Genomic DNA, 25,573 nt, shown 5'->3' with positions numbered 1-25,573 from the left:
GGCGGGCTCGGGCTGACGACGACCGGGCCATTGTGGCCCGGCGCCGGCAGCAAGCCCTTCAGCGCGCGGCTCAGTCGCCGAAGACCACCGGCTTGCGTTGCGCCGCCCAGCCTTCGAGCTTGGGCCCGTAGACCTCTTCGATATGGTTGCGCTTGACCTTGAAGGTCGGGGTGATGAAGCCGTTGTCCACCGTCCAGGGCGTGGTGATCACGGTCACGCAGTCGAGTTGCTCATGCGGGTCGAGCTTGGCATTGACGGCGGCCAGGTGGGCGCTCAGGCCTTCGCTGATGGCGCTGCGTTCGGCCGCGCTGGCGCTGGCCACGGTGGGAGAGAGCATCACGATGCCGACCGGCTGGCCCAAATTGGCGCCGGTCACCACGCAGGCCTCCACGCCGGGGTAGGCGCCCAGGCTGTCTTCGATCGGCGCGGGCGCCACATACTTGCCCTTGCTGGTCTTGAACAAGTCTTTGACCCGGCCGGTGATGTGCGCGCAGCCATGCTCGTCAATCTTGGCCTTGTCACCGGTGCGGAACCAGCCGTCCGCGGTCATGACCTCGGCGCTGAGCTTGGGCTCTTTGTAATAGCCCAGCATCACGGCGGGGCTGCGCATCTGCAACTCGCCATTGGCGGGGTCGATGCGGCACTCCACACCCTTGTAGGCGGGGCCCACGCTGCCGGTCTGGTCGCGGCCGGGGATGGTGATGTGCGAGACCGCCAGGTTCTCGGTCATGCCATAGCCCTCGTTGATGGGCAGGCCCAGGCGGCGGTACCAGTTCAGCAGCGCCACCGGCATGGGTGCGGCGCCACCAGCGGCGATGCGGCACTGATCCAGGCCCAAGGCCTTCATGATCTTCTTGCGCACCAGGCCACCGATGATGGGGAGCGAGAGCAAGAGCGCCAGCTTTTTCTCCGGCATCTTGGCCTGCACGCCCTGCTGGAACTTGACCCACAGGCGCGGCACCGAGAAGAAGATGGTGGGCCGGGCGCGCTGCAAGTCAGCGGCAAAGCTCTCCAGGCTTTCGGCGAAAAACACCGAGAAGCCGGTGTGCAGCCAGCCATGCTCCACCAGCACCCGCTCCACCACATGGGCCAGCGGCAGATAGCTCAGCATGCGGTCTTGCGCGCTCATCGGAATGCGTTCCAGCGCTGCGCTCATGGCCCAGGCGAAGGCGCCGAAGCTGTGCATCACGCCCTTGGGCGCACCGGTGGTGCCCGAGGTATAGATCAAGGTAGCCAGCTCATCGGCCTGGCGCAGGGGCTGGCCTTGCAGCGGCTCGTTGCGGGCGCAGATGGCGTCCCAGCCCTCGTAGTCCTTCTGTGCGTCAGCCGGTGACAGCGGGTAGCTGAAGCATTGCAGCCCTTCGGGCACGCCGGACTTCATGCCGCCCCAGCCGTCCAGCTTGCCGATGAAGCAGGCGCGCGCCTCGCTGTGGGTGAGGATTTGGCGGATCGTTTCCGGTGCCAGCGTCGGGTAGAGCGGCACCGAGACATAACCCGCCATCCAGATGGCCAGATCGCTCAGCAACCACCAGGCGCAGTTCTTGGACAGGATGGCCACCTTGGCGCCTGGCTCCCAGCCCTGCGCTTGCCCGAGGGCTTTCAAATGCGCGGCCATGCGGCGCGTTTGTTCGCCCACTTCGGCCCAGGTGAATTCCTTCAGCTGACCGCCACCCATGGGCTGGGTCAGGGCCAGGCGGTTCGGGCTGCTCTTTTCCCAGTGATAGAAGCGTTGCAAGGCCAAGCTATCGGCGGCAAGGGTAGGCATCGAATTTGTCTCCTGTCTTTTATGTCACGCAATCTAGCGCGTTCGTGCGTTTGGGATCAGCGGGTTATCCGGGAGAAGGCGTCGATTAGAGCCGCGGCTCGAACAATCGTGCTGTCTGCGCCCACTCGCCAAGGGCTCCGCCTGCGCTGGCGCGCAGCAAAGGCGATCTCAAGGTGTTGGGAACCGCCCCTGGCCTGTTTGCTGGGCAGGGGCGGTGGTACGCCGGGCCGATCCGGGCCCGGGCCGCTCAGCCGGCTTCGGCCTGTTGCAGCGCGCTCAAGGCAGCGTTCAGCACGGCCGGGTCGGCGGCCAAGTCCGCTTGTTGGGGCAACTCGGCCAGGGCCGCGGCGCCTTCGCGCTTGAGGCGGGCCACCCATTGCCCGGCGGCACGGCCTTCGGCAAAGCCCTGGCTTTGCAGCAGCAGCGTGCCGTCGGCGGCGTTGAGCTTGAAGTAGAACTGGCCGTCGGCCTCGCGGTATTGCTTGAAGACGGGCAGCGCCGGCTTGGCCGCCTTGGCGTGGCCCGCTTGCGGGGCGGCAGCGCTGGCCACAAAGCTGCGCAGGCCCACGGCCTCTCGGGCGCGGGCCAGCAAGGGGCCGGCCAGGCGGCGCGCCTTGGCCGCACCTTCTTGCAGAATGGCTTCGAGGCGCTCCGGGTGGGCCATCAGCTCGGCGTAGCGGGCACGCATCGGGCCAATCTGCGCCTCGATCAATTCGAACAGTTGGTGTTTGGCCTCACCCCAGGCCAGGCCGGCGCGCAAGGCGGCGCGGAAGTCGGCGCGCTGTTGCGGCGTGGCGAAGGCGTCGTAAATGGTGACCAGGGCCTGGCCTTCGGGATCCTTGGGCTCACCGGGCAGCTTGGAGTCGGTGACGATGCGCGCAATCGCTTCCTTCAACGCCTTGGCGCCGCCTTCGAACAGCGGAATGCTGTTGTCGTAGCTCTTGCTCATCTTGCGGCCGTCCAGGCCGGGCAGCAGGGCCACGTCGTCTTCCACATTCGCCTCGGGCAGCACGAAGAAGTCCTGGCCGCCGCCGAACTGGTGGTTGAAGCGCTGGGCCACATCGCGCGCCATCTCGATGTGCTGGACCTGGTCCTTGCCGACCGGCACGCGGTGGGCGTTGAAGATCAGGATGTCGGCCGCCATCAGGATGGGGTAGCTGTAGAGGCCCATGGTGATGCCGGCGTCCACATCTTCGCCAGCGGCGCTATTGGCATCGGTGGCGGCTTTGTAGGCATGGGCCCGGTTCATCTGACCTTTGGAGGTGACGCAGGTCAGCAGCCAAGTCAGCTCGGGGATTTCGGGGATGTCGCTCTGGCGGTAGAAGGTGACCCGCGAGGTATCCAGGCCGGCGGCCAGCCAGGTGGCGGCGATTTCCAGGCGCGAACGCGCAATCCGCTCGGGCTCATCGCATTTGATCAGGGCATGGTAATCCGCCATGAAGAAAAAGCTCTCCACGCCGATTTCCTGACTAGCGGCAATGGCGGGGCGGATCGCGCCGACGAAGTTGCCGAGGTGCAAGGTGCCGGTGGTGGTGATGCCGGTCAGAACGCGTTGAGTCATGGTGGGTCAGGATGCTGTGCTTGAGATCGAAAACGCCGGCGGCAGCCGGCGCGGGTGGCGCCAGGGCTGCTGCCATGTCTGCTCGCATTGTCTCAGCATGTGAGCTGCCCTGATTTGTCGCCCAAGCGATGCGCCAACTTGCTCAAGCGGCTGCCCGCCAGCAAGAATCATGTGGAGCTTGCTGTGCCAGCGGCTAGGATGGTTGCGACCTTCCCTTTTCACTGTCCTTGTGGCCCGCGCACCTTCTGGCGGCTTGGCTGCAATGCTTCGGGAGTTTCATGACCGCCCTGATCCTGACTGGCGCTGGACTGAATGCCCTTTTGGGGCTGGCCCTGTTGATGCTGTGGCGTCAGGCGCCGCAGCATCTGTATGTGCGCTACTGGGGTTGGAGCTGGATTTTGCTGTCGGGCGCTCTGGCTCTGGGCCTGGGCTTGCTGCCCGATCAGGACGGCAGCATGTTCCACAAATTGATGGTGGGCACTTCCGCTGCCCTGGCGATGGGCTCCATGGCCTTGCGCACCGGCGGCGCGCGGATTTACCGCCGGCTCAGCTGGAAGCGCCAAGTTTGGTTGCCGATTTTCCTGCTGTTGATGGGCAGCCTGATGGGCTTGGCGGAATTGGATCACCGCTACGCCGTGCTGGCTGCCTCCATTTATCTGGCCGTGGGTGCTTGGCAATGCGCTTGGTGGCTGGGCCGGGGGGGCAATTCGGGCGAACGTTTTGTGGCCATGTGCTTTGTCACGGCCGGGTTTGCGCATATCTTGACGCCTGTCTTTGACCCCCTGGGGCGCTCGGCCGTGCCGCATATTGCGGGCCTGTTTGTGCAAACCACCTTGTCCTTGGGGCTGATGTTTTTGTCGGTGGCGCGCGCACACAAGGAAGCGCGTCAGCAGGCCGAGCGCTTTTCGCAGCTGGCCGAGCATTCCCTACAAGGCCTGCTGGTGGTGCAAAACCACAAGCTGGTTTATGGCAATCCGGCGGCCAAGAGCATCTACGGCGTGACGGACGCGGACTTGGCAGTCAGCCGCAATCTGTTGACGCGCCTGGTGCCGCCAGACCAGCAAGAGGCGATCCGTGAGCGCAACCGCCTGGTGATGTCCGACCCCAAGGCGCGTATCGAATGGGAGGGCGGCCGCATGACCATGGACGGGCGGCAGATCTATGTGCGCGGCTTGTCCAGCCATATCCAGTGGGACGGCCAGCCGGCCGAGCTGATGGTGATGATCGACGACAGCTCGCGCCAGATTGCCGTGGACGCCTTGTTGCGCCAGGCCATGCATGATGAGTTGACCGATTTACCCAACCGCAACTTCGCCGTTGAGCGCCTGCGTCAACTCACCCGCACCGGCTCCGCGCCCTTTGCCCTGATCTCGGCCGACCTGGACCGCTTCCAGCTGGTCAACGAAAACCTGGGCCATGAGGTGGGTGACGCCTTGCTGCGCGCGGTGGCCAAGCGCCTGAGCCTGGAGTTGCCGGTGGAAGCCACCTTGGCGCGCCTGGGCGAAGACCAGTTTTTGGTGTTGCTCGAAGGCGTGGCCGAGCCGCAGGCGGTGCAGAGCCAAGTCGAGCTGCTGCTGGATTTGCTGCACAGCCCCTTCGCCGTGGAAGGTGCCGAGTTGTATGTGCACATGTCGGTGGGCGTGGCCCTGTTCCCGCGCGATGGCCTGGACGGCGCCAATCTGCTGCGCGCCGCCGATGCAGCCATGCACCGGGCCAAGGCGCGGGCCGGCACTGCTTTCGTGTTTTTCGAGCCCAGCATGAAGGGCGACTCGCGCGCGCGCCTGGAGGCCGAACAAGCGCTCGGCCGCGCCATCGCCGAGCAGCAGTTTGTGCTGGAGTACCAGCCCAAGTTCCTGGCGCACTCACGCGAACTCTGCGGCTTTGAGGCCCTGGTGCGCTGGCAGCGCCCTGACTGGGGGCGGGTCAGCCCGGTGGACTTTGTACCCGCGGCGGAGCGCACTGGTCAGATCAATGCCCTGGGCGGCCTGATCCTCGATATGGCCATGCGCCAGCTGCGTGAGTGGCAGGACTTGCATGGGCGGCTGCTGAGCCTGGCCGTCAATGTCTCGCCGCTGCAGTTCGAGGACGGCGCTTTTGCCAGCGGCCTGTTGGGCGAACTCAAGGCCCGTGGCTTGCCCGCCACCTGCCTGGAAATCGAAATCACCGAGACGGCGGCCATCGCTCACCTGGACCAGGTGATGCCGCAGCTGCGCTTGCTGCGCGCGGCCGGCGTCTTGTGCGCGCTGGACGACTTCGGCACCGGCCAGTCCTCGCTGACCATGCTGCGCAATCTGCCGATCAGCGCAATGAAGCTGGACCGCAGCATGATCGCCCCGCTGCCCGAGGCCGGCGCCAGCGCCGTGGTCAAGGTGACTTGCGCCTTGGGTCAGGCGCTCAGCCTGGACATCGTGGCCGAAGGGGTGGAAACCGAAGAACAGGCCGCCGCTGCCGAGCAATTGGGCTGCACCCAGCTGCAAGGCTATTTGCTCGGCCGGCCTTTGTCAGCCGAGCAGGCGGGCGCCTTGCTGGCCGATTGGGCCGCGCAGACGGAGGTTCAAGCTCAAGCTCAAGCGCGGGCCGACTCGATGCCCACCCAGCCGCCCTCGGTGTAACGCTCACCGGCCACTGCGCCGGGGCGGAACAAATCATCCAGGGTTTGCAGCTGCGCCGGGCTCAGGCGCAAGCCGCCCGCGGCCCAGTTGCTGCGCAGATGGCTTTGACGCCGGGTGCCCGGGATCACCAAGGCATGCGGCTGTTTGTGCAAAACCCAGGCCAGCGCCAGCTGCGAGGCCTGGGCCACGCCCCACTCGCGCGCCAGCTCGGCCAGGCTTGCGGCAAGCAGGCGGTTCTGCTCACCCGCGGCGCCATTGAAGCGGGGCAGTTGGCGGCGGAAGTCGTTCGCTGCCAGGTCTTGCGTGGCAGGCAAGGCGGCGCTGAGCAGCGCCCGGCCCAGCGGGCTGTAGGCCACAAAGGCAATGCCCAGTGCGGCGGTGGCGGGCAGCATCTGCGCCTCGGCGCCGCGCTCCCACAGCGAATACTCGCTTTGCAGCGCCGCCACCGGGTGCACGGCGTGGGCGCGCTGCAAGGTGTCGAGGCTGACTTCCGACAAGCCAATGGCGCCGATCTTGCCCTCGGCTTTGAGCTCGCCCAGGGTCTGCATCACCTGGTCGATGGGCTGGCGCGGGTCACGCCGGTGCACGTAGTAGAGGCCGATCTGCTCCAGCCCCAGGCGTTTGAGCGAGGCTTCGCAGGCGCTGCGGATATAGGCCGGGGAGTTGTCGATATGGCGCTCATACGTGCCCGGCGGACGCTGGATGCCGAACTTGCTGGCGATGCACAGCTCGGCGCGCTGGGCCGGGCTGAGCTGGGCCAGAAAGCGCCCCAGCAATTCCTCGTTATGCCCGGCGTCGTAGGTGTCGGCGGTGTCGAAATGGCGCAGGCCCAGGGCATGTGCGGCATGCAAGGTCGCCAGAGACTCGGCGTCGTCGATCTGGCCGTAGAACTCGCTCATGCCCATGCAGCCCAGGCCAATGGCCGGAACTCGCTGGCCGGCCAGCGTGCGTGTCAGGTCAAACGGGGTGCTGCTGATGCTGTTGCTCGTTGTGGTGCTCATGGCTGTGGCTTTCGGTGTGTGATGCGGTGCCGCCATCTTGGCGCCCGCGCCGGCCGGCGCCTAGCCTCGCCGGGCCGCATGAGGCGTTCAGTCCTGCTTCACAATCGCGGCGATGAGCACCCCCGACTTCCAGCAATTGCGCATCTTTGCCGCCGTGGCCCAGGCGCGGAGCTATCGCCGTGCCGCTGCGGTCTTGGGCCTGAGCCCTTCGGCGGTCAGCCAGGCCATGCAGCGCCTGGAGCAGGGCCTGGGGCTGGCGCTGCTGAACCGCTCAACCCGCAGCGTGGCCCTGACGGCGGCGGGCGAGCAGTTACTGGCCCAGGCCCTGCCGGCCCTGCGCCAGCTGGAACAGGCTTTTGCCAGCGTGGGTGAGTGGCGCGAGACCGTGGCCGGCACCTTGCGGCTGAGCGTGCCGCGCAGCGCGGCGCGTTTGCTGCTGGCGCCGCTGGTGGCGCGCTTCTTGGCGGCTTATCCGCAGGTGCAGCTGGAGTTGTGCACGCAAGACGATTTGGTAGACATCGTCGAGCAAGGCTTTGATGCGGGCGTGCGCTTTGCCGAGCGTTTGCCGGGCGATATGGTGGCGCTGCCGCTGGGCGGCCCGCAGCGCTTTGTGGTGGTGGCCACGCCCGAGCTGATCGCACGCCACGGCGCGCCGCAAGTGCCGGGCGATTTGCTGCGCCTGCCCTGCATCCGCCAGCGCTTTGCCAGCGGTGCGCTGTTTCAGTGGGAGTTTGAGCAGGCTGGCCAAGCCATGACCCTCTCCGTCAACGGCGGCTTGACGGTGGACGACCAGAGCGTGGCCCTGGCGGCGGCGCTGGATGGCGTTGGCTTTGCCTATGTCTACGAGCAGGCGGCGCGTGAACACCTCAGCAGCGGCCGCCTGTGCCAGGTGCTGGGCGACTATTGCCCGCCGGGCACCGGCTTTGCCCTGTATTACCCGGGGCGGCGCCAGGCCAGCCCGGCATTGCGGGCTTTTATTGAGCTGCTGAACGTGTCGCCATCACCTCACCCAGGCGCACCGGCCCGGCCGGCTGCCACGCCGGGTTGAAGGACAGGGCATCGCCCTGCGACTTGGGGAAGAGCATCACCACGGTGGAGCCCAGCAGGAAGCGGCCCAGCTCATCGCCTTGTTTGAGCACGATGTTCTGATCGGCATATTGCCAGTCCCGCAAATGGCCCGGGCGCGGCGGGTTGACCACGCCATGCCATACCGTGGCCATGCTGCCCACGATGGTGGCACCGACCAGCACCATGATCCAAGGGCCTTGCGAGCCCTCGAACACGCAGACCACGCGCTCATTGCGCGCGAACAGGCCCGGCACGCCCTCGGCCGTGACCGGGTTGACCGAGAACAGCTCGCCCGGCACATGGATCATGCGCAGCAGGCGGCCATCGCAAGGCATGTGGATGCGGTGATAGTCGCGTGGGCTGAGGTAGAGGTTGGCGAACAGGCCGTCGCGGAACTGCGCCGCCAGCGCCGCGTCTCCGCCCACCAAGGCGGTGGTGCTGAATTGATGGTCCTTGGCCTGAAAAATCTGCTCGCCCTCGATGCGGCCGAATTGGCTGATGCGGCCATCCACCGGGCAGATCAACTCGGCCACCGCCAGTGGGCGGGCGCCGGGCTTGAGGGCGCGGGTGAAGAATTCGTTGAAGCTCGCGTAGCTGGCGATATCGGGATTGGCCGCTTCGGCCATATTGACTTCGTAGCGGGCGACGAAGCGGCGGATCACGCTGGTGGTCAAGCCACCCAGCCGGGCCGAGGCGAATTTGCCGGCGATCCAGGTCAGTGCCTGCTTGGGCATCAGGTATTGGGGCAGGACTTTGATGCGGGCGTTAGGCACAGTGAAGACGGGTGAGCTGAAGCGGTGCGGGATTGTAGGTGGGCGCCGGGGGCGCAGGCGGGGGTGGTTACGATAGTGACTTAAGAATACAAAACGTATGGACAGCATGGAAATCTACCTCGACGCCAATGCCACCACCCCGGTGTTGGCGCAAGCCGCACGCGCCGCTATGCAGGCCATGGCGGACGACTTTGGCAACCCCAGCAGCGTCCACAGCACCGGCCTGAAGGCCCGCGCCATGATGGACGCCACCCGTGAGCGGGCCAAAGCCCTGCTGGACACCGGCAGCGGCCAATTGCTTTTCGTCAGCGGCGCCACCGAGGGCATTCAAACCGCCGTGCTGTCGGCCCTGCACGCCTTGCGCGAGCGCCGCGATGGCGGCGACCGCCAGGCTGAACTGCTGCTCTACGGCGCCACCGAACATAAGGCCGTGCCCGAGGCGCTGCGGCATTGGAACGATGTGCTGAGCTTAGGCCTGCAGGTCCTAGCCATTCCGGTTGACCGCCTGGGCCATCACGATCTGGACTGGCTGCGCCGCGAGGCGCCGCGCGCCGGCCTGGTCTGCACCATGGCCGCCAATAACGAAACCGGCGTCATCAGCGATCTGGCAGGCATCGCCGCCGCGCTGGGCAACAGCCCCTGCTTCTGGATGGTGGACGGCGTGCAAGCCCTGGGCAAGTTGCCGCTGAAATTGGCCGGCACGCGCATCGACTACGCGCCCTTCTCCGGCCACAAGCTGTATGCGCCCAAGGGCATTGGCCTGCTCTATGTGCGTGAGGGCGCGCCCTTCACCCCGCTGATGGCGGGCGGCGGGCAGGAGGGCAGCCGCCGCTCCGGCACCGAAAACATGTCCGGCATTGCGGCTCTGGGTGCGGTGCTGGCGGCGCTGCACGATGGCCAGACCTTCCGTGACCACGCGACGCTGAGCGTCTATCGCCAGCGCCTGGCCGATGCCTTGCTGGACGCCTTCCCCGGCCTGGTCTTCAATGTGCCGCTGGATCAAAGCCTGCCGACCACGCTCAATTTCGCCGTGCCGGGCCTGAGCTCGCGCCTGCTGCAAGACTTGTTTGACGCGGCCGAATGCCGCATCAGCGGCGGCTCGGCCTGCAGCGCCGCCAAGGCCCAGCCCAGCTTTGTGCTGCAGGCCATGGGCTTGCCGGATTGGCAGGCGGCCGGCGCGGTGCGCCTGTCCATCGGCCCGGCGGTGGACGAGGCCTTCATCGACGAAGCCTGCGCTCGCATCCGCGCTTGTGGTGAATCGCTGCGCCGCAATTGCATGAGCCCGGCGGACAACTTGGCGGTGGAGGGCAAAGGCATCACCCGCTTCACGCTGGAAGGCGCTTGCTGCTATTTGATTGCCGATGCCGCCGCCAAGCGCTGCGTGCTGATCGACCCCTTGCCCGAACAAGTGCCGCGCCTGGCGCAATTGCTGGCTTGCCAGGGCTATCCGCTGCAGGCCGTGCTCAGCACCAGCGGCGACGCCCTGCATGCCGAGGCGCGCCAATTGCTGGCGGAGGAACTGCCCAGCCTGGGCGCTACTTGCGCGCAAGACATCGACGCCCTGGGCTGGCCGGCGCAAGCGGCGAGCCTTGATCTGGGCGCTCAGCAGCTCAGCCGTGTGCGCCTAGCCTCGCATGGCGATCGCCCGCAACAAGCCCTGCTGCTGAGCCGTGAGGGCCAAGCACCCCACATCGTCTTCACGCCGCTGGGCGTTGAGGAGCTGCCGGCTGTTGCGCTGGCGCTGCTGCCGGCCCACGCCTTGTTCGCGCCGGCACAGGACGCGGCGCAAACGCTGGCGCAGCGCGCCGCACCCGACAGCGCCACGCCGGACCTGCAACTCGAGGCGGCCCAGCTGGCCGAGTTTGTTGCGAAATATCCCGATGCGCTTTTGATCGATGTGCGCGAGCCCTATGAGCAGTTCCTGACCAATAACCTCGAACTGGCGGGCCTGGGCCCACGCCAGGCCGTGCCGCTGTCGCGCCTGCTCAATGCCTTGCCGGATTTGTTGGCCGCGCCGCGTCCGCTGCTGCTGTACTGCCGCAGCGGCAACCGTAGCCGCCAGGCCGCGCAAGCGCTGGCGCGTTTGGGCCACACGCAGGCCTGGTCGCTGAGCGGTGGGCTGGCGCTGTTGCCGGCTCAGGCCGCCTTGAGCGCGGCTCTCAGTGATCCGGCCCTGATGGTCTGAGGCAGGCTCGGCAAGGGGCGCCAAGCGGGCAAGGTGTCCGAGCCCGCCGAGCCCGGCCCGGCAATGAATGGTCAAATAGGCGCTGGCTCGGCAGCTCTTGCTGGGCCAGAACTTTCTTGCTCCAGCGCCCATGCCAGACCTTTCCGATTCCCATATCCACAGCTCGTTTTACCGCTTTGTCACCCTGGCTGAGCCGGAGCGCGTGGCGCAGCGCCTGCGTGAGATCAGCACTGAGTTGGGCGGCAATATCCTGGTCGCGCCCGAAGGCATCAGCGCGGCGATTGCCGGGCCGGCGCAGGCGCTGGCCAAGTTCGAGCTGGCCTTGCAGCAAGATCCCGTTTTCGATGGCGCCTTCACCGGCATGTGGTTCAAGCACAGCGCTTGCACGAGCAAGCCTTTCACCCTCATCAAAGTGCACACCAAGCCCGAGATCGTGGCCTTCGGTGTGCCGGGCGTCAGCGGTTTGCCGGACGCCAGCAAGCCCAATACCCATGTGCCGCCGGCGCAGTGGCGCGAGCTGATCGCCCAGCCCGATGTGCTGGTGCTGGACAACCGCAATAGCTTCGAGTTCAAGCTCGGCCGCTTTAAGAACGCGGTGGACCCGGAAGTGGCGCACTTCCGCGACTTCCCGGCCTATGTGGCCAGTCATGCCGAAGAATGGAAGGCCGAAGGCAAGCGCATCGCCATGTATTGCACCGGCGGCATCCGCTGCGAGAAGACCAGCGCCTGGATGCAGGAGCAGGGCCTGGACGTCTACCAACTCGACGGCGGCATCGTCAACTATTTCGAAGCCCTGCCCGACGCCGAGCGCGACTGGGAGGGCGAACTCTTCGTGTTCGACAAGCGCATCGCCATCGACACCAAGCTGCAGGAAACCGCCACCACGGCCGAAGAGGTTTACGCCGGCCTGCCCGATGAGGCCTGGCGCCTGGCCCGGGCCAAGCGGCTTGACCCCGGCGCCTGAGCGGGCCAAAGCAAACACGGATAATCTTATTCGCCGCCCTGCGCCTGCGGGCGGCCCATTCCCTACACGCCCACGCCTCATGTCCAATTTGATCGTCCACGGCGGCACGCCACTTGCCGGCCGCATCATTCCTTCGGCCAATAAGAATGCCGTGCTGCCGGTGCTGTGCGCCACGCTCCTGACCCGTGAGCCGGTGCGGCTGCGCGGCGTGCCTGAGATCACCGACGTCAAGAAGATCCTCGAGGTGTTCCGCAACCTGGGCAGCTTGGTGTCCATGGATTACGCCAGCGGCGTGCTCGATGTGCATCACCGAGACACCCATTTCGACGCGGCCAAAGACCGCCTGCCCGAGGAAATGCGCAGCTCCATCATGCTGGTGCCGGGCCTGATGGCGCGCTTTGGCGCCGCCCGCATCGAAGACGATGTGACCGGCTGCACCCTGGGCGTGCGCGAGATTGACCCGCATGTGGAAGTCTTCCAGCGCTTCGGCGCCGAGGTGACGCGCCAGCCCGACGGCCTGGTGCTGCAAGTGGCCCAAGCCAAGCTGCGCGCCAACGATCACTGGACCGACTACGCCTCGGTCACCACCACCGAGAACTTCGTGCTCTGCGCCGCCCTGGCGGCCGGCCGCTCCACCCTGACCAATGCCGCTTCCGAGCCGCATGTGCAGGAGTTCTGCACCTTCTTGCAGATGCTGGGCGCCAAGATCGACGGCCTGGGCACCTCGCGCCTGAGCATCACCGGCGTGGACGCCCTGGGCGGCGGCGAGTTCACTTTTGCCGAAGACTTCCACGAGATCGTCACCTTCCTGGCCCTGGGCGCCATCACCGGCGGCCAGGTCGAGGTGCGCAACTCCACGCCCGAGCAGTTCCCCTTGCTGGACCGCACTTTCGCCAAGTTCGGCGTGCAGATCGTGCATGAGAACGGCTGGTCGCGCGCGGTGACGAATGGCCCGCTGAAGGTGAAAGAACCCTTCACCCGCAATATCTTGCAAAAGGTGGAAGCTGCTCCCTGGCCCTATGTGCCGGTGGACCTGCTGCCGATTTTTGTGGCCCTGGGCATCAAGGCCGAAGGCAGCGTGATGTTCTGGAACAAAATTTACGACGGCGCCATGGGCTGGACCTCGGAGCTGAGCAAGTTCGGCGGTCATGCCTTCCTGTCTGACCCGCACCGCATGGTCACTTTCGGCGGCAAGCCTCTGCATGCCGCCGAGGTCGAAAGCCCCTACATCATCCGCGTGGCCATCGCCCTGCTGATGGTGGCGGCCAGCATCCCTGGCAAGTCGGTGATCCGCAACGCCACGCCGATCCGCCGCGCCCACCCGCAGTTTGTGGAAAACATCTGCAGCCTGGGCGCCCGCATCGAGTGGGTGGAAGGCGAGTAAGGCGAGGTGGCGGTGCTGTCGTTCTTGATGCGCGCCAAGCTGGGTGCGGCGCAAGCGACGCTTGCGGCTTTGGCGGCCATGGCCCTGAGCGCTGGCGGCGCAGCTGCTGGCCCCTTGGTGGCCGCTGCGAACGCATCTCCGGCTGCATCGCCCGGCGCGTCGTTCGCGCCGACGGTGGTCGCCGCTGCCGAGCCAGCGTTCACGATGCAGTGGCTGGTGCAAGACTACCCGCCTCATTTCAGCTACATCAATGGCCGCGCGCCGCGCAGCATCGACGATCTCGGTCGCGGTGAAATCGACGGTTTCTTGCGGCTCATGGTCGAGCGCATGCCGCAGTTCCGCCATGGTTTTGTCGATGCCGGCATGCCCCGCTTTGAAACCTTGGTGCGCCAGGGGCAGACCATTTGCTCGGTGCTGCATGTGCGTACGCCGGAGCGCCTGAGCTGGCTCTATTTCACCCACCTGTACCCGCCGCAGTTTTCGCGCCAGATCCACGTCATCGTGCGGCGCGACAAGCTGGCCCAGTTCACCCCGGATGCCGCGCAGCCTTTGAGTTTGAGCGATATCTTGCAGCGCAAGGACCTGGTGGGCCTGCTGCCGCGTGGGCGCTCTTTCGGCCCCAAGATTGACGCCCTGCTGCAGGCCCAGGGTGAGCAAGCGCCCAAGACTTTGCCGAGCGGGCGCGGCAACCATTTGCTGGCCATGCTGCGGGCGCAGCGCATGGACTACACGCTGGAATACCCCTCCATCGTCGACGAGTTCGACAAGAGCGCCGAGGGCAGCGCGGCTGGCCCCGAACTGGTCAAGCTGCCGATTGCCGAGGGCCGCAGCACGGCGGTGGCCACGGCCGCATGCAGCCGCACGCCCGAGGGCCGCAAGGCGATTGCCGCCATCGACCAAGTGGTGCGCAAGCTGGCGCAAGACCCGCAGCGCGAGGCCTGGATCCGCGCCTGGCGTGGCCCGCAGGCCGATGAGCAGGACCTGGTCAATATCCGCCGCTATATGGATGAACGCGCGCGCAGCGGGCCGCAAATCGAATGAATCGCGAGTGAGTCAGCCGTGAGCCGCCCGCCCAAGCTTGATTTGCCGCTGCGCAACGGTGTGGCCGCCAGCGCGTTGGCTTGCCCGGCCGGGCATTGGGCCACGCTGCTGGATTTTTTGAGCGAGCGCCTGCCGCGCGTCAGCCGGGCCGACTGGCTGGCCCGCCTCGATGCGGGCGAGGTGCTGGATGCAGAGGGTCAGGTCTTGCCTGCCACGGCGCCCTACCGGGCCAGCAGCCGCATCTATTACTGGCGCCATTTGGCGCAAGAGCCACAGATTCCGTTCGAGGCAGAAATCCTGTTTCAGGACGAGTATGTGCTGGTGGCCGATAAGCCGCACTTCCTGCCGGTGCTGCCGGCCGGCCGTTATGTGCAGCAGACCCTGCTGACCCGCTTGCGCCAGGCCACCGGCCTGGCCGAGCTCACGCCCGCGCACCGCATTGACCGTGAAACCGCCGGCCTGGTGCTGTTCAGCCTGAAGCCGGCCACGCGCGGTGCCTACCAAAACCTGTTCCGCGACCGCGCCGTAAGCAAGGTCTACGAGGCCATTGCCCCCTTCCGGCCAGAGCTGAGCCTGCCGCTGCTGCGCTGCAGCCGGCTGGAAGAACGCAGCGAGGCCTTTATGCAGATGCAGGAAGTGGCGGGTGAGCCCAATGCCGAAACCCAGATCGCATTGCTGGAGCAGCTACCCAATGGTTTGGCGCGTTATGAGTTGCGACCGAGAACCGGGCAAAAGCACCAGCTGCGCGCTCAGATGAGCGCCCTGGGCCTGCCGATTCTGGGGGATCGCATCTACCCGCGGCTCTTGCCGGAAGAAACCGAGCCGGACTATCGCCAAGCCCTGCAACTGCTGGCGCGCAGCCTCAGCTTCACCGACCCGGTGACGGGTCAGCTGCGCCACTTTGAGACGCGGCTGGCGCTGACGGGGGCGGTGCCTCTGTCCTAGTCACCGTCGCCGCCATCGGCGTGGTCTCAAGCTTTCGCCTGATCATGGCGATGTGGGTGCGTAGGGCGTAAAGCTCGTCGGCATAGCTCAGTGGCACCTTGATGCCGGCCACATGGGCTTCGATCTGATCCAACTCCTGCTTGAGCTGATCTGGTGCGCGCTGCCCGGCCGCCAGCTCCAGCTGACGTAACTGACCATACCAGCGGAACACGCGCGAACGCAGGCGCAGCTCGACGATGGGCGGCAAGAAGCGGGAGGCCGGCAAAAGCACGGCCAGCAAAGGCAGCAGCACGATCCACATGCGGTCGAAGAAATTGGCCAGCCAGAAAGGCAGATAGCGCTGCAACCAGGGCGGGCCGCTGCGGTAGAAGCGCTCGGCCTCGGGTGAGACCGGGAAGATGGGCGCCTGCAGATTGGGGAACTCACCCTGGCGGCTGAACCAGCCGGCCTGGCTGTGCACCTTGACGGCCGCTTGCACCAGCAATTGCACCAGGGCCGGGTGCAGGTCTTCCCGCACCACCAGGGAGGCGGTAGTGGCGATCATGCGCACCTCTTTGGCCGGGCGGTCGGCCGCGGGGTCGATCAGGCCGCGCGGCATGCGCAGCGGGTGCAGAAAGCCGAGCCGGCGCACATAGGCCTCGGCCTGCTCAAACTCGAACAATTGCACGCCGGGCGTGTGCAGCAGGTATTGCACAAACGGCGCCTCCGGGGCGGCGACCATGGCCAGGGCATCGTCCTGACCCTGCACCAGGCTGACGACACCGTTGACCGTGCCGGCGCCGCCGCGATGCAGGGTTTGCGCAGGCACGCCGCCCAAGTCAGCAATCTGGCGGAACATCGGCCCCGTGCCCCCGCCCGCCGGGCCGCTATTGATGCGCCAGTTGCCCAGCTGATTTAAACGCGTCAGCGGCTTGCCGGCGAGCAGGCGCTGGGCGCTTTCTTCGCGGTAGAACAGCCACAGCGGCTCGTAGGCCACGCTGCCCAGGGTCACCAGGGTAGGTTCGGGGTTGTCGCGATCGGGTGGCTCCACGCCGCCCTGCACAAAGGCGGCATGCACGCCGGAGCGCGGGTCGCGCAGCAAGGCCAGGTTCTCGGCCGACCCTTGCGTCGGCCGCAGCTCCAGCTTGACGCCCTGGGCTTGCAGCAAGGGCACATAGCGCTTGGCAAACTCGGCATAAGCGCCTTGCTCAGGCCCGGTGGCCACCACGATGCGCTTGGCCGGCGTGGGATCCAGCAGCCAATAGGCCAGCACGAGCAGGCCAGCAGTCAACAGCAGCACCAAGGCCAAGGCCCAGGGCCCGGGTTCGGGCAGGAAGCGCGGTTGCTGGCGGGGGGCTGGCGTGGACGTTTGGGCGGCGGTGCTCATGGCGGCACGATAGCGCAGGGACTGGCCGGATGGGGCCTCAGTTCGTTTACGCTTGCTGAGCGGCTGCTTGGGCCGCCTCGGCCGCTTCCAGTGCGCCCTCCAAATAGCCCCCCGATTGCGGTGCGAACTCAGTGCCGGCCAGCCAGAGTCGGCCTTGCCAGTCGGCCGGCACGCGGCCGGGCGCATAGCTGGGGTGATGGCCGAGGGGGGCATGGTCCAGGGCATGCGCGGTATAGGGCTCGCTGGCCCAGTCCTGCAGAGCGATCCTCAGCGGCCGCCCGGCCTGGGGCCCGAACAGGCGTACCAACTGGGCCAGCGCCTGCTGGCGCAAGGCCTCAGCCCCCATGCTTTGGCGATGGGCGGCTGGCAAGCCGACGAAGCCGAACAGCGCAGCGGCCTCGCCGCTGGCGCTTGAGGCGTCATGGATCTCAGCCATCGGTCCGCGCTGGCTCATGGCCGCACCCGACAAGCCGGCTTCACGCCAAAACGCACGTTCATAGACCGCGACAAACTTGGCTTGGCCGGCCATCCAGGTCGGCGTCCGGCGCCAGGCTTGCATTTGCTCGGGCGGCCAAGCGGGCTGTGCCGGCAACTCCGCCAGCAGGCGCGGCGGCAGCGTGCTGATGACGCCAGCGGCCGGCTGCACATCGCGGCGCTCGCCCTGGCGCAGCAGCAACTCCACGCCGCCTTCGGGCCGCAGCTGCAGCCCTTCCACCACCGTGCCGGGCCGGTAGTCCACATCGCTCAGCAAGGCTTGCATGCCCGCCACCAGGGCAGCCATGCCGCCGGCAATGCGCATCGAACGCGGCGCTTGCTCCCAGCTTTGGCCCAGGCGGCGCAGGCTGCCGTCCGGCCCTTCGAACAGGCCGGCGCCCTCGCTGTGCTGCGGGTAGCTGCTGAGCCCCAGGCGCTGCACCCAGGCGCTCAGCAGGGGGTTGAGCTCGGGCCAGTACCAGGAGGGGCCTAGGTCCAGCTGATGCGTGGCAGCCTCAGCACCGGGCAGGCTGAGGATGCGGCCACCCGCGCGCTCGCGCGCCTCCAGCAGCAGCACCGCGCGGCCGGCCGCTTGCAAACGCCAGGCGGCATGCAGGCCGCTCAGGCCCGCGCCGATCACCACGATGCTTGATTCAGACACTGCTTGCTCTCTCTTGTTTTCCGACGGCGGCCGTTCGCGATGGTCAGCACGCATTCACTCAGCCGCGCAACAACTCCGCCAGGGCCTTGGCATCCAGCACGGTGGCCTCTTCCTGCCCTTCCAGAATGCCATCGGCCAGGCCGCGCTTGTCGCGGTGCAGGTCGATGATGCGCTCTTCCACCGAGCCGGCGGTCACCAGGCGGTAAACCGTCACCGGGCGCTTCTGGCCCATGCGGTGGGCGCGGCCGGTGGCTTGGTCTTCGGCGGCCGGGTTCCACCAGGGGTCGACGATCAAAACGTAATCGGCCATGGTCAAGTTCAGGCCGAAGCCGCCCGCCTTCAGGCTGATCAAGAACACCTCACCCTCACCGCGCTGGAAGGCCGCCACGCGCTTGGTGCGCTCTGCCGCCGGGGTGCTGCCGTCCAGGTACTGGTAACTCACGCCCATGGCGTCGAGTCGCTCGGCCAGCAGCTTGAGGTAGTCGGTGAACTGGCTGAACACCAGGGCCTTGTGGCTGCCGTCGACCAGCTCGCGCACCACGCGTTCGAACTCGGCCATCTTGGCGCCCACCAGGCCCAGCTCCGGCGCCACCAAGCGCGGGTCACAGGCGGCGCGGCGCAAGCGCATCAGCTCGGCCAGCACCTGCATGGGCGCGGCCTGGCCACCCGCGGCGGCCTTGGCCACCGCCTCGCTGGCATTGCGGCGCAGCGCTTCCAGAAAACTCTTTTCCTCGCTGCTGGGCTGCACCAGATGGACGATTTCGGTGCGCGGGGGCAGGTCTTGCAGCACTTGCGTTTTGGTGCGGCGTAGCAAGAAGGGGCTGACCAGGCGGCGCAGGCGCTGGCGGGCGGCGTGATCCTGGTGCTTCTCGATCGGGGTGGCGAAGCGCTCGCTGAACTGGCTGGCCGTGCCCAGCAAGCCGGGGTTGATCAGGTTCATGATGGACCACAAATCGGCCAGGCGGTTTTCCACCGGCGTGCCCGACAAGGCCAGGCGGAACTCGGCCTTGAACTCGGCCACCGACTTGGCCCGCTTGGTGGCTGCGTTCTTCAAGGCTTGCGCCTCGTCCATCACCAGCGTGGCCCAGGGCTTGTCGGCCAGGCTCTCGCCATCGATCTGCGCCAAGGCGTAAGAGACCACGATCACATCGCCCGGCCCGGCCGTAGCGATCATGGCGGCGCGCTCCGCCGCGTTAGCGCTTTCGCCGTAGATTTTGCAAGTTAGGCTGGGGGCGAAGATTTGCGTCTCGGCCTGCCAGTTGCCGCACACCGAGGTGGGCGCCAGCACCAGGGCCGGCCCGGCCTCGGCGCGGGTCAGCAGCAGGGCCAGGGTCTGCACGGTTTTTCCCAGGCCCATGTCATCGGCCAAGCAGGCGCCCAGGCCGGCTTGGGCCAGCCGGCTCATCCAGGCAAAACCCTCTTGCTGATAGCTGCGCAATTCAGCGCGCAGGCTTGGCGGCACGGCGGGCTGCAGGGCTGCGGCCTGGGCCAGTGCGTCCATGCGGGCCTGCCAGGGCGAATCGCCGGCCAGCTGCATATCGCTCAAGGTTTCTTCCAGCCAGGAGGCTGCCGCCTGGGGCAGCTGCAGCTGGTCTTTCTTGGCCACGGCCAGGGCGTCGAGGTCGCGCAATTGCTGGCGCAGCTGCTCGCTCAGGGCCAGGTATTCGCCCTCACCCAGGCGCACAAAACGGCTGCGCGAGGCGCGCGCCAAGCTCATCAGTTCTTGCAGGCTGAGTACGCGTTGCTCGTCCAATTTCGCCTCGCCCTGCAGGCCCAGCCAGTCGCGCCCGCTGCTGACCTGCACATTCAGCGCCGGGCTGGCCAGTGGGCTGACGCGCAGGGGCTTGCCCTTGGGCCAGTCCAGCGCGGCGATGCCGGGCAGGCCGGGCAGCAGCTCGACGGCGTGCAGGGCTTCTTCCGGGTCATTGAGCTGCCAGGGCGAGGCGGGGCTGAGTTCGGGGTCCAAAAACGGCAGGGCTTCCAGCACCTGCTCGCGGGCAGCTTGCTCGGCGGCCAGGTCGCGTTCGGTGGCCAGGCTCACGCCCTCGTGCATGCACATCAGGCGGGCGCGGCCCTGGCCGGGGGTGACGGCGGGGCCGAAGGCGCCGAAGGGCTGGGCCACCAGCTGCAGCTGCAAGCCCTCGCCCAGGGGCTTGAGTTGGGCGCGCAAGCGGCTGTCGCCAGCCACCACCTGGCCGGCCGTGGCATCGCTATGCAGCTGGAAATGCGCGCTCAGCACTTGCAGGGCCGCACCCAACTCAGCGGTGGCACTGGCGGGCACGGTCCAGCCCTGCGCCACCAGTTCGGCCACGCGGCGCTGCGCCGCGCTGATGCGGATCAGGCGGGCGCGCTGCGGGCCGTCGCGCACGATGCGCAGGGCTTCGCGCTTGGCGCTTTCCAGCTCGTAATTCGTGCCCATCCAGCCGTCCAGCCGGGGCGCGCCGCGCGGGATCAGATCGGGCAGGATGCGGAACTCGAAATGCTCGCCGTCGGGGCCGCTCTTCTTCTGCACCTCCAGCTCGGGCTGGGCTTCCAGCAGCTCCAGCCATTGGCCCGGCGCGTCGGCCAGCATCACGGCGGGGTGGCCGACCAGGGCGATGGCCGCCTGCGTCACATCGAGCTGAAAGCTGTTGGCGCCGCTGTAGGGGCTGCGTTCGATGTGGCGCAGCACGGCGTTGTCGCGTGCATGCGGTTGGCTGTTCTTTTTCAGCTTGGCGAGCGTGATGGGTTTGAGCTTCTCGATACCGCGCGCGCTCACGCTGCGCTCCAGCGGTTCCAGCTTTTGTACGCGGGCTTGGCTGTCGAGGGTGAGCGACCAGGCCAGGTCGAGGGCGCTGGCCGTCGCACCGGCCTTGCCCTCGGGCTCAATCGCCAGCGCGGTGATGGCGGCCAGGGCATCGCGCCAGGCTTCGCGTGGGCCGCCGAGGAAGGAGGCGGGAGGCTGGGCTTGGCCGCCCAGCGCGACCGGGATGCTGCCGAGCTCCAGCCGTTCGGCGGCCTGGGCAGTCCAGGCGGCATGCCAGAGCTGGCCGGTCTTGGCCAGTTTGTTCACCAGGGTTTGGGCGGCCAGCGGCTCCCAGCCCGGCGCGGGCTTGCCCAGCCAGGCTGCGAGCAAAAGGCGATCGGCCGCCTGGGGCAGGCCATGCTCGCGCACTTCCAGGGCGGGCACGTATTGCAGGCAGGCCGGGTCGAAAGTGACCTCACCCAAGCGTGCGCCGATCACATGGGCCCAGCGGCCCCATAGCTCATGCGGCGAAGGGCTGCGTGAGCCCGATTCGCTCACGCAGTATTTGCGCGCCGCGTCCCAGAGCTTGGGGTCGTCTTGCGCGAGCAAGCAGCACACATAGATGCGCGACAGGTCTTCGCTGAGCGGGGCGCGGCGCAGCTTGTGGGCCTTGCGTACTTCCTTGATGCCCAGCTCAAAGGTGGCGGCGGCCTCGGCCCATTGCCCGCGGGCGGCGGCTTCCAGGGCCTCGAAGGCTGGCAGGGCCGGGTCCTCGAGGCCGGCCAGCAGCTCACGCATGGCTTTGAAGTTCAGGCCCAGCGCCTGCCGCTCGGCCAGCATGGCACGCTGCGCCGCCGGCACGTCCAGCGGCTTGCTCGTGAAACGGGCCAGCAGCCATTGCTCCAATTGCAGGGCGCGGGCGTCGTCCGCCGGCAAGATGCGCAGGGCTTGGGCCAGCAAGGTTTCCAGCAAGTCAGGCGCCACCCGGCCCAGGGCCTGGGGCATCCAGGGCCGGCACAGCACATCGCTCATGCGAGCGGGCTCTTGCAACTCATGCCAATAGACCAGGCGCGACTCGAAGTCGACCCGCGGCATGCCCGAGAACATCAGCAGTCGCAGCAGCTTGCTGCACTCATCGCCGCTGCGAAAGCTCAGCCAGTTGTTCGGCTGCAGCGGGCTGCCGTGGCCCCCGGCCAGCACCCAGGCCAGCCAGCGCCAGTAGTCCTTGGCTTCGGGCCGCAGCAGCAGGGCTTGCAAGCGCTCGCTGTGTTCGCGCACATCGGCCACATAGCCGCGCCCTTGCTGCAGATGCAGCAGGCCACGGCGGTGCAGGGATTTCAGGCATTTGCTGATCTCGGCCGGCGTGAAGGCGCGGCCCGAGGGGTAGCGTTGCGCGTCGGCCGCTTGAAGCCATAGCCGCAGGCCTTCCACGCCGCGCGTGTTGCCGGCCAGCAGCAAGGCGTCCAGCAGCACTTGTTCGTCGGCGCTGAGTGCGCCGGTAGGCGGGGTGTTGTCGTCAGCATCGTCGTCTGAAGCGCCTTCGGCTTCGTCCTCCGCTGCTTGGCACAGTCGTCCGGCATCGCCCGAGCTCAGGGCTTTGCGCCGTTCAAGCTCACCGGCCGCCTTCAAGGTGCGCGCCTGCTCCAGCAACTCCTCCAGCGTCATGCCGGTCTTGCCCGTGGGGGTGATGAATTTCAGGCTGGTAGCGCCCTTGTTTTTGTCATTGGTAGCCATGATGCGCCCAGCAGTGAAGGGCGGAGTATGCCAAGGGCTGGCGCGCCTGGCCCGGGGTGTCTGGCAGCTTTGCCGACGTGAAGGAAATCACGCATTCACGCCGGGGCATACGCGGGGTGTTCGCCTGCCGGAAAAAACCGGTATTGCGCACTTGCGTGTCTTGGCTGGGTGCGTACATTGCGGTCTCTGGGCGCGTTTCTGCGTGAGAGCACAGCATCTCACACATGCCGCGGCAGGATCCCAAAATCCCCATTTGACCCCCTTCATGAAAATTCGCGTCCTCGGTTGTTCAGGCGCTATCGCCGCCGGATTCAAGACCACCGCTTTCCTGCTGGACGACGATGTGCTGATCGACGCCGGAACCGGCGTGGGCGATTTGTCGCTGGAAGCGCTGGCCCGCATTGATCACATTCTGGTCAGCCACTCCCATCTGGACCATGTGCTGGCCATTCCGCTGCTGGCCGATTCGGTCTTGCGCTTGCGCGCCGCAGCCGGCCGCCCACCGATTCAGGTGCATGGCCTGGCGCCCACGCTCAAGGCTCTGCGTGATCACATCCTGAACGGGGTGATCTGGCCCGACTTCACCCGCCTGCCCTCGGCTGAGCATCCGGTGCTGAGCCTGCATCCTTTTGAAATCGGTGATCGCCTGCAATTGGGCGAGCGCCAGGTCGAGGTCTTGAGCGCCGCGCACACCGTGCCGGCAGTTGGCTTTGCCGTGGACGGCGGCCCGGCCAGCGGCCACGCCCACTGGGTGTTCACCGGCGACACAGGACCCAACCCGGCCCTGTGGCGCCGCTTGGCTGAACTGAAGCTCTCGCACCTGGTGATCGAAACCGCCTTCAGCGACGAAGAGCAGCAAGTCGCCACCGTCAGCAAACACCTCTGCCCCGCCTCGCTGGCCCTGGAGTTGCAGCATCTGCAAGGGCCGGTGGAGGTGCACATCACCCACATCAAGCCCGGCGAGGTAGACGCCGTGATGAGCGAGATCGCCGCCCTGAGCACCGCCCACAAACTCGCGCCTTTACAGGCCGGGCAGGTGATGGTGCTGTAGCCCAGCGCCTCCCGCCCTGTTTAATGGGGTCAGTTTTTAATGGGGTCAGTTTTTAATGGGGTCAGTTTTTAATGGGGCCAGAGTTGATTAATCCTTGCGGCGATTAATCAACTCTGGCCCCAAAATTTTTCCCCGAATGCTTTGCACTCTTATTGGTATTGCGTAGTGCAGACGTAAATTGTCACTTCTTTGTGCCTCAACCTCTTTGTGTCACCTGGGTTGACAATTTTTGTCAGGTCGTGAGGCCGTTGACCAGCCGGAGCGTGACGAAAAGCACAAGAGCGGCGCAGGAACAAGCTGGCACGACCCCTGCATTCAAGGGGGTTGTACCCCACCCCTCAACGGCTTTTCTTATTTGGCTTCGGCCAGGAGTTTTCATCATGAACATGAAGCGCGTCCAACAAGGTTTCACCCTGATCGAACTGATGATCGTCGTGGCCATCATCGGTATCTTGGCTGCTGTGGCGATTCCTCAGTACAAGGACTACACGAGCAAGTCCAAAGTTGCGTCCGCCATCGCCAGCATCGACGGCATCAAGAAGGCTGTCGCCTTGTGCTACCAGGAAAATGCCGGATTTGATACTTGTGCATCCTCTGGTACGGGCGGCGTTCCTGCATTTACAGCGACCAATGTTTTGAAAACCGCTCAGGCTGATGACAAGGGCGTGATTACTGCTACTTTCACTGACGCCAGCGGCACAGATTTGGCTGGTAAATTTGTCAAGTACGAAGCCAAGCCTGACGGCGTGCGCATGTCTTGGGTCGTATCAACCGATGTCACTGCGGCTGCGGTGAAGGCTGCCATCACGAAGAATTCGACTCCTTGAGCTTAGTGCTCTAGGTAAGACGGACCAGCGCTACTTGTTGATCCATTGTTGAAAAAAGGGCGCCTTGATGGCGCCCTTTCTCATTTCAGAATGGGTTATCGAGTTAACAGTTCGGCGAGCCCTGTACCAAAAACTTAGCACTCGCTAGAAAAATTGTCCATGGACCTCACATTAAAGTTCCGACGGAAATAGTCACGTCTTTGTGCGCAGACCTTTTTGTGTCACTTGGATTGACAATTTTTGTCAGGCTGCGGATTACTGAGCCAGTCGGAGTGTGAAGAAACGCACGGGAGCGGCGATGAAACCAGTTGGCATGATCCCTGCATTCAGGGGGGGGGGCACCTACCCCTCAACTGCTTTTCTTTTTTGGCTTCGCCTAGGAGATTTAGATCATGAACATGAAGCGCATCCAACAAGGTTTCACCCTGATCGAATTGATGATCGTTGTGGCCATCATCGGTATCTTGGCTGCTGTGGCGATTCCTCAGTACAAGGACTATACGAGCAAGTCCAAAGTTGCGTCCGCCATCGCCAGCATTGACGGTATCAAGAAGGCTGTAGCCTTGTGCTACCAGGAAAATGCCGGATTTGATACTTGTGCTTCCTCCGGTACGGGTGGCGTCCCCGCATTTACAGCGACCAATGTTTTGAAGACCGCAGCGGCTGACGATAAGGGCGTGATTACTGCTACTTTCGCTGATGCCAGCGGCACAGACTTGGCGGGAAAATTTATCAAATACGAAGCCAAGCCTGACGGCGTGCGCATGTCCTGGATCGTGTCAACCGATGTCACTGCGGATGCAGTGAAGGCTGCAATTACGAAGAACTCGACGCCCTGAGCTTAGTGCTCTCGGTAGAACGAATCAGCGGATCTTGTTGATTCCTTGTTGAAAGAAAGGGCGCCTTGATGGCGCCCTTTCTCATTTCAGAATGGAGTAGCGCGGTGGGTCTTGCGTCAAAGGCTTTGCACCCAGCAGGAAAAATGCTGTCCAAGTAACTTGCTGCACATTAGAGAACTTATGCAGCAGCGTCATATTGGCGCTTCACGGGCTCGAATGAGGCGGTGCGCCGTTGCCTGAATAGATGCCCCCGGTCCGTGTGTGCAAGCTGCAATTCGACCCTGCCAAGGTGCGCAATCTAAGGCAAGGCAAGAGCACCGCGTTGCTAGCTAACAAAACTTCTTCCTTGTCTAATCAGCAGATGTTTCGTCGGCATTGGATGATGGAGCGGAATAAGTACGCCAGAATGGAAAAAGCCGGGGTTCTAAAGTTGCCTGAGTTTGAACTTGAACGTCAATCCGGCCGTTGCTTAGCAATTTTTGTCTCTTTGCAAAACTCAGACCTCTCTGATCAACGCGTCAGCCATGAGGGCACCCGGGTATGCAGACCTTTTCTACCGGTACTGGCGTTTGCGGTCACCGATGAATCATGAGCGAG

Annotated in this window: 18 protein-coding genes; 11 read left to right on the top strand and 7 right to left on the bottom strand. The window is 65.7% G+C overall.

From position 1 onward, the window contains the following. Nucleotides 1–70 precede the first annotated feature (70 nt). Both AT984_RS17945 and AT984_RS17940 read right to left on the bottom strand, forming a co-directional pair. Nucleotides 71–1,765 (bottom strand): AMP-binding protein, encoded by a 1,695-nt coding sequence (locus tag AT984_RS17945; RefSeq protein WP_058721272.1) that lies wholly within the window; start codon nucleotides 1,763–1,765, stop codon nucleotides 71–73. Nucleotides 1,766–2,012: 247 nt separating this feature from the next. Further along, nucleotides 2,013–3,326 (bottom strand): tryptophan--tRNA ligase, encoded by a 1,314-nt coding sequence (locus AT984_RS17940; protein WP_058721271.1) that lies wholly within the window; start codon nucleotides 3,324–3,326, stop codon nucleotides 2,013–2,015. A gap of 278 nt (nucleotides 3,327–3,604) precedes the next feature. Between AT984_RS17940 and AT984_RS17935 the strand changes: the two genes are divergently transcribed. Continuing rightward, the gene (locus tag AT984_RS17935) at nucleotides 3,605–5,938 is read left to right on the top strand and encodes a putative bifunctional diguanylate cyclase/phosphodiesterase (protein ID WP_156422095.1); all 2,334 of its coding nucleotides are present in this window, start codon (nucleotides 3,605–3,607) and stop codon (nucleotides 5,936–5,938) included. On the opposite strand, the gene AT984_RS17930 is transcribed toward AT984_RS17935, so the two are convergent. Next, nucleotides 5,893–6,939: an aldo/keto reductase gene (locus tag AT984_RS17930; protein WP_082680145.1), complete on the bottom strand. Its 1,047-nt coding sequence runs from the start codon at nucleotides 6,937–6,939 to the stop codon at nucleotides 5,893–5,895. The two genes, AT984_RS17935 and AT984_RS17930, sit on opposite strands and share 46 nt — an antisense overlap. A 112-nt stretch (nucleotides 6,940–7,051) precedes the next feature. Here AT984_RS17930 and AT984_RS17925 point away from each other — a divergent pair, with 112 nt between their 5' ends. Further along, nucleotides 7,052–7,987 (top strand): LysR family transcriptional regulator, encoded by a 936-nt coding sequence (locus AT984_RS17925; RefSeq protein WP_058721269.1) that lies wholly within the window; start codon nucleotides 7,052–7,054, stop codon nucleotides 7,985–7,987. Here AT984_RS17925 and asd read toward each other — a convergent pair. Next, a complete protein-coding gene (gene asd / locus AT984_RS17920; RefSeq protein ID WP_058722439.1) occupies nucleotides 7,914–8,741 on the bottom strand; it encodes an archaetidylserine decarboxylase in 828 nt (275 codons plus the stop codon). The genes AT984_RS17925 and asd overlap by 74 nt on opposite strands. Nucleotides 8,742–8,877: 136 nt before the next feature. Between asd and AT984_RS17915 the strand changes: the two genes are divergently transcribed. The 5 genes from AT984_RS17915 to AT984_RS17895 all read left to right on the top strand — a co-directional run bounded on the left by AT984_RS17915 (nucleotide 8,878) and on the right by AT984_RS17895 (nucleotide 15,299). Then, nucleotides 8,878–10,965, top strand: a complete 2,088-nt coding sequence (locus AT984_RS17915) for an aminotransferase class V-fold PLP-dependent enzyme (RefSeq protein ID WP_335338574.1) — start codon at nucleotides 8,878–8,880, stop codon at nucleotides 10,963–10,965. 130 nt (nucleotides 10,966–11,095) lie between these two features. Then, nucleotides 11,096–11,929: an oxygen-dependent tRNA uridine(34) hydroxylase TrhO gene (gene trhO / locus AT984_RS17910; protein WP_058721268.1), complete on the top strand. Its 834-nt coding sequence runs from the start codon at nucleotides 11,096–11,098 to the stop codon at nucleotides 11,927–11,929. A 79-nt stretch (nucleotides 11,930–12,008) separates the two neighbouring features. Continuing rightward, complete coding sequence (locus AT984_RS17905) at nucleotides 12,009–13,313, top strand: UDP-N-acetylglucosamine 1-carboxyvinyltransferase (protein WP_058721267.1); 1,305 nt, start codon at nucleotides 12,009–12,011, stop codon at nucleotides 13,311–13,313. A gap of 12 nt (nucleotides 13,314–13,325) precedes the next feature. Continuing rightward, nucleotides 13,326–14,354, top strand: a complete 1,029-nt coding sequence (locus tag AT984_RS17900; RefSeq protein ID WP_156422094.1) for a TIGR02285 family protein — start codon at nucleotides 13,326–13,328, stop codon at nucleotides 14,352–14,354. A gap of 18 nt (nucleotides 14,355–14,372) precedes the next feature. Beyond that, complete coding sequence (locus AT984_RS17895) at nucleotides 14,373–15,299, top strand: pseudouridine synthase (protein ID WP_058721265.1); 927 nt, start codon at nucleotides 14,373–14,375, stop codon at nucleotides 15,297–15,299. On the opposite strand, the gene AT984_RS17890 is transcribed toward AT984_RS17895, so the two are convergent. Genes AT984_RS17890 through AT984_RS17880 form a run of 3 tightly spaced genes read right to left on the bottom strand, consistent with a single transcriptional unit; the run spans nucleotide 15,223 to nucleotide 22,259 of the window. Then, a complete protein-coding gene (locus AT984_RS17890; protein WP_082680144.1) occupies nucleotides 15,223–16,665 on the bottom strand; it encodes a TAXI family TRAP transporter solute-binding subunit in 1,443 nt (480 codons plus the stop codon). The genes AT984_RS17895 and AT984_RS17890 overlap by 77 nt on opposite strands. A gap of 46 nt (nucleotides 16,666–16,711) precedes the next feature. Next, nucleotides 16,712–17,800: a flavin monoamine oxidase family protein gene (locus AT984_RS17885; RefSeq protein ID WP_197418159.1), complete on the bottom strand. Its 1,089-nt coding sequence runs from the start codon at nucleotides 17,798–17,800 to the stop codon at nucleotides 16,712–16,714. A gap of 58 nt (nucleotides 17,801–17,858) precedes the next feature. Continuing rightward, on the bottom strand, nucleotides 17,859–22,259 hold the full coding sequence (locus tag AT984_RS17880; protein ID WP_058721263.1) for a DEAD/DEAH box helicase: 4,401 nt from the start codon (nucleotides 22,257–22,259) through the stop codon (nucleotides 17,859–17,861). Between the two features lie 265 nt (nucleotides 22,260–22,524). On the opposite strand from AT984_RS17880, the gene AT984_RS17870 reads away from it, so the two are divergent. The 4 genes from AT984_RS17870 (at nucleotide 22,525) to AT984_RS23065 (ending at nucleotide 25,568) form a co-directional block, all read left to right on the top strand. Then, entirely contained in the window at nucleotides 22,525–23,310 is a 786-nt protein-coding gene (locus AT984_RS17870) for an MBL fold metallo-hydrolase (RefSeq protein ID WP_058721261.1), read from the top strand. 380 nt (nucleotides 23,311–23,690) lie between these two features. Continuing rightward, a complete protein-coding gene (locus AT984_RS23675) occupies nucleotides 23,691–24,137 on the top strand; it encodes a pilin (protein ID WP_058721260.1) in 447 nt (148 codons plus the stop codon). Nucleotides 24,138–24,529: 392 nt separating this feature from the next. Next, nucleotides 24,530–24,976, top strand: coding sequence for a pilin (locus AT984_RS23665; RefSeq protein ID WP_058721259.1), 447 nt, complete (start codon nucleotides 24,530–24,532; stop codon nucleotides 24,974–24,976). 259 nt (nucleotides 24,977–25,235) lie between these two features. After that, the gene (locus AT984_RS23065) at nucleotides 25,236–25,568 is read left to right on the top strand and encodes a hypothetical protein (RefSeq protein WP_156422093.1); all 333 of its coding nucleotides are present in this window, start codon (nucleotides 25,236–25,238) and stop codon (nucleotides 25,566–25,568) included. Nucleotides 25,569–25,573 lie beyond the last annotated feature (5 nt).

Source organism: Paucibacter sp. KCTC 42545, from assembly GCF_001477625.1.
Taxonomy (GTDB): Bacteria; Pseudomonadota; Gammaproteobacteria; order Burkholderiales; family Burkholderiaceae_C; genus Paucibacter_A.
This window is presented reverse-complemented; position numbering and strand designations above follow the sequence as displayed.

What these genes read in the sequence shown, in the direction of transcription:
- AT984_RS17945 (WP_058721272.1), bottom strand. Translation starts at nt 1,765, where the DNA reads ATGCCTACCCTTGCCGCCGATAGCTTGGCCTTGCAACGCTTCTATCAC.
- AT984_RS23675 (WP_058721260.1), top strand. Translation starts at nt 23,691, where the DNA reads ATGAACATGAAGCGCGTCCAACAAGGTTTCACCCTGATCGAACTGATG.
- AT984_RS17905 (WP_058721267.1), top strand. Translation starts at nt 12,009, where the DNA reads ATGTCCAATTTGATCGTCCACGGCGGCACGCCACTTGCCGGCCGCATC.
- AT984_RS17890 (WP_082680144.1), bottom strand. Translation starts at nt 16,665, where the DNA reads ATGAGCACCGCCGCCCAAACGTCCACGCCAGCCCCCCGCCAGCAACCG.
- asd (WP_058722439.1), bottom strand. Translation starts at nt 8,741, where the DNA reads ATGCCCAAGCAGGCACTGACCTGGATCGCCGGCAAATTCGCCTCGGCC.
- AT984_RS17935 (WP_156422095.1), top strand. Translation starts at nt 3,605, where the DNA reads ATGACCGCCCTGATCCTGACTGGCGCTGGACTGAATGCCCTTTTGGGG.
- AT984_RS17930 (WP_082680145.1), bottom strand. Translation starts at nt 6,939, where the DNA reads ATGAGCACCACAACGAGCAACAGCATCAGCAGCACCCCGTTTGACCTG.
- AT984_RS23665 (WP_058721259.1), top strand. Translation starts at nt 24,530, where the DNA reads ATGAACATGAAGCGCATCCAACAAGGTTTCACCCTGATCGAATTGATG.
- AT984_RS17925 (WP_058721269.1), top strand. Translation starts at nt 7,052, where the DNA reads ATGAGCACCCCCGACTTCCAGCAATTGCGCATCTTTGCCGCCGTGGCC.
- AT984_RS17870 (WP_058721261.1), top strand. Translation starts at nt 22,525, where the DNA reads ATGAAAATTCGCGTCCTCGGTTGTTCAGGCGCTATCGCCGCCGGATTC.
- AT984_RS17940 (WP_058721271.1), bottom strand. Translation starts at nt 3,326, where the DNA reads ATGACTCAACGCGTTCTGACCGGCATCACCACCACCGGCACCTTGCAC.
- AT984_RS17915 (WP_335338574.1), top strand. Translation starts at nt 8,878, where the DNA reads ATGGACAGCATGGAAATCTACCTCGACGCCAATGCCACCACCCCGGTG.
- trhO (WP_058721268.1), top strand. Translation starts at nt 11,096, where the DNA reads ATGCCAGACCTTTCCGATTCCCATATCCACAGCTCGTTTTACCGCTTT.
- AT984_RS17880 (WP_058721263.1), bottom strand. Translation starts at nt 22,259, where the DNA reads ATGGCTACCAATGACAAAAACAAGGGCGCTACCAGCCTGAAATTCATC.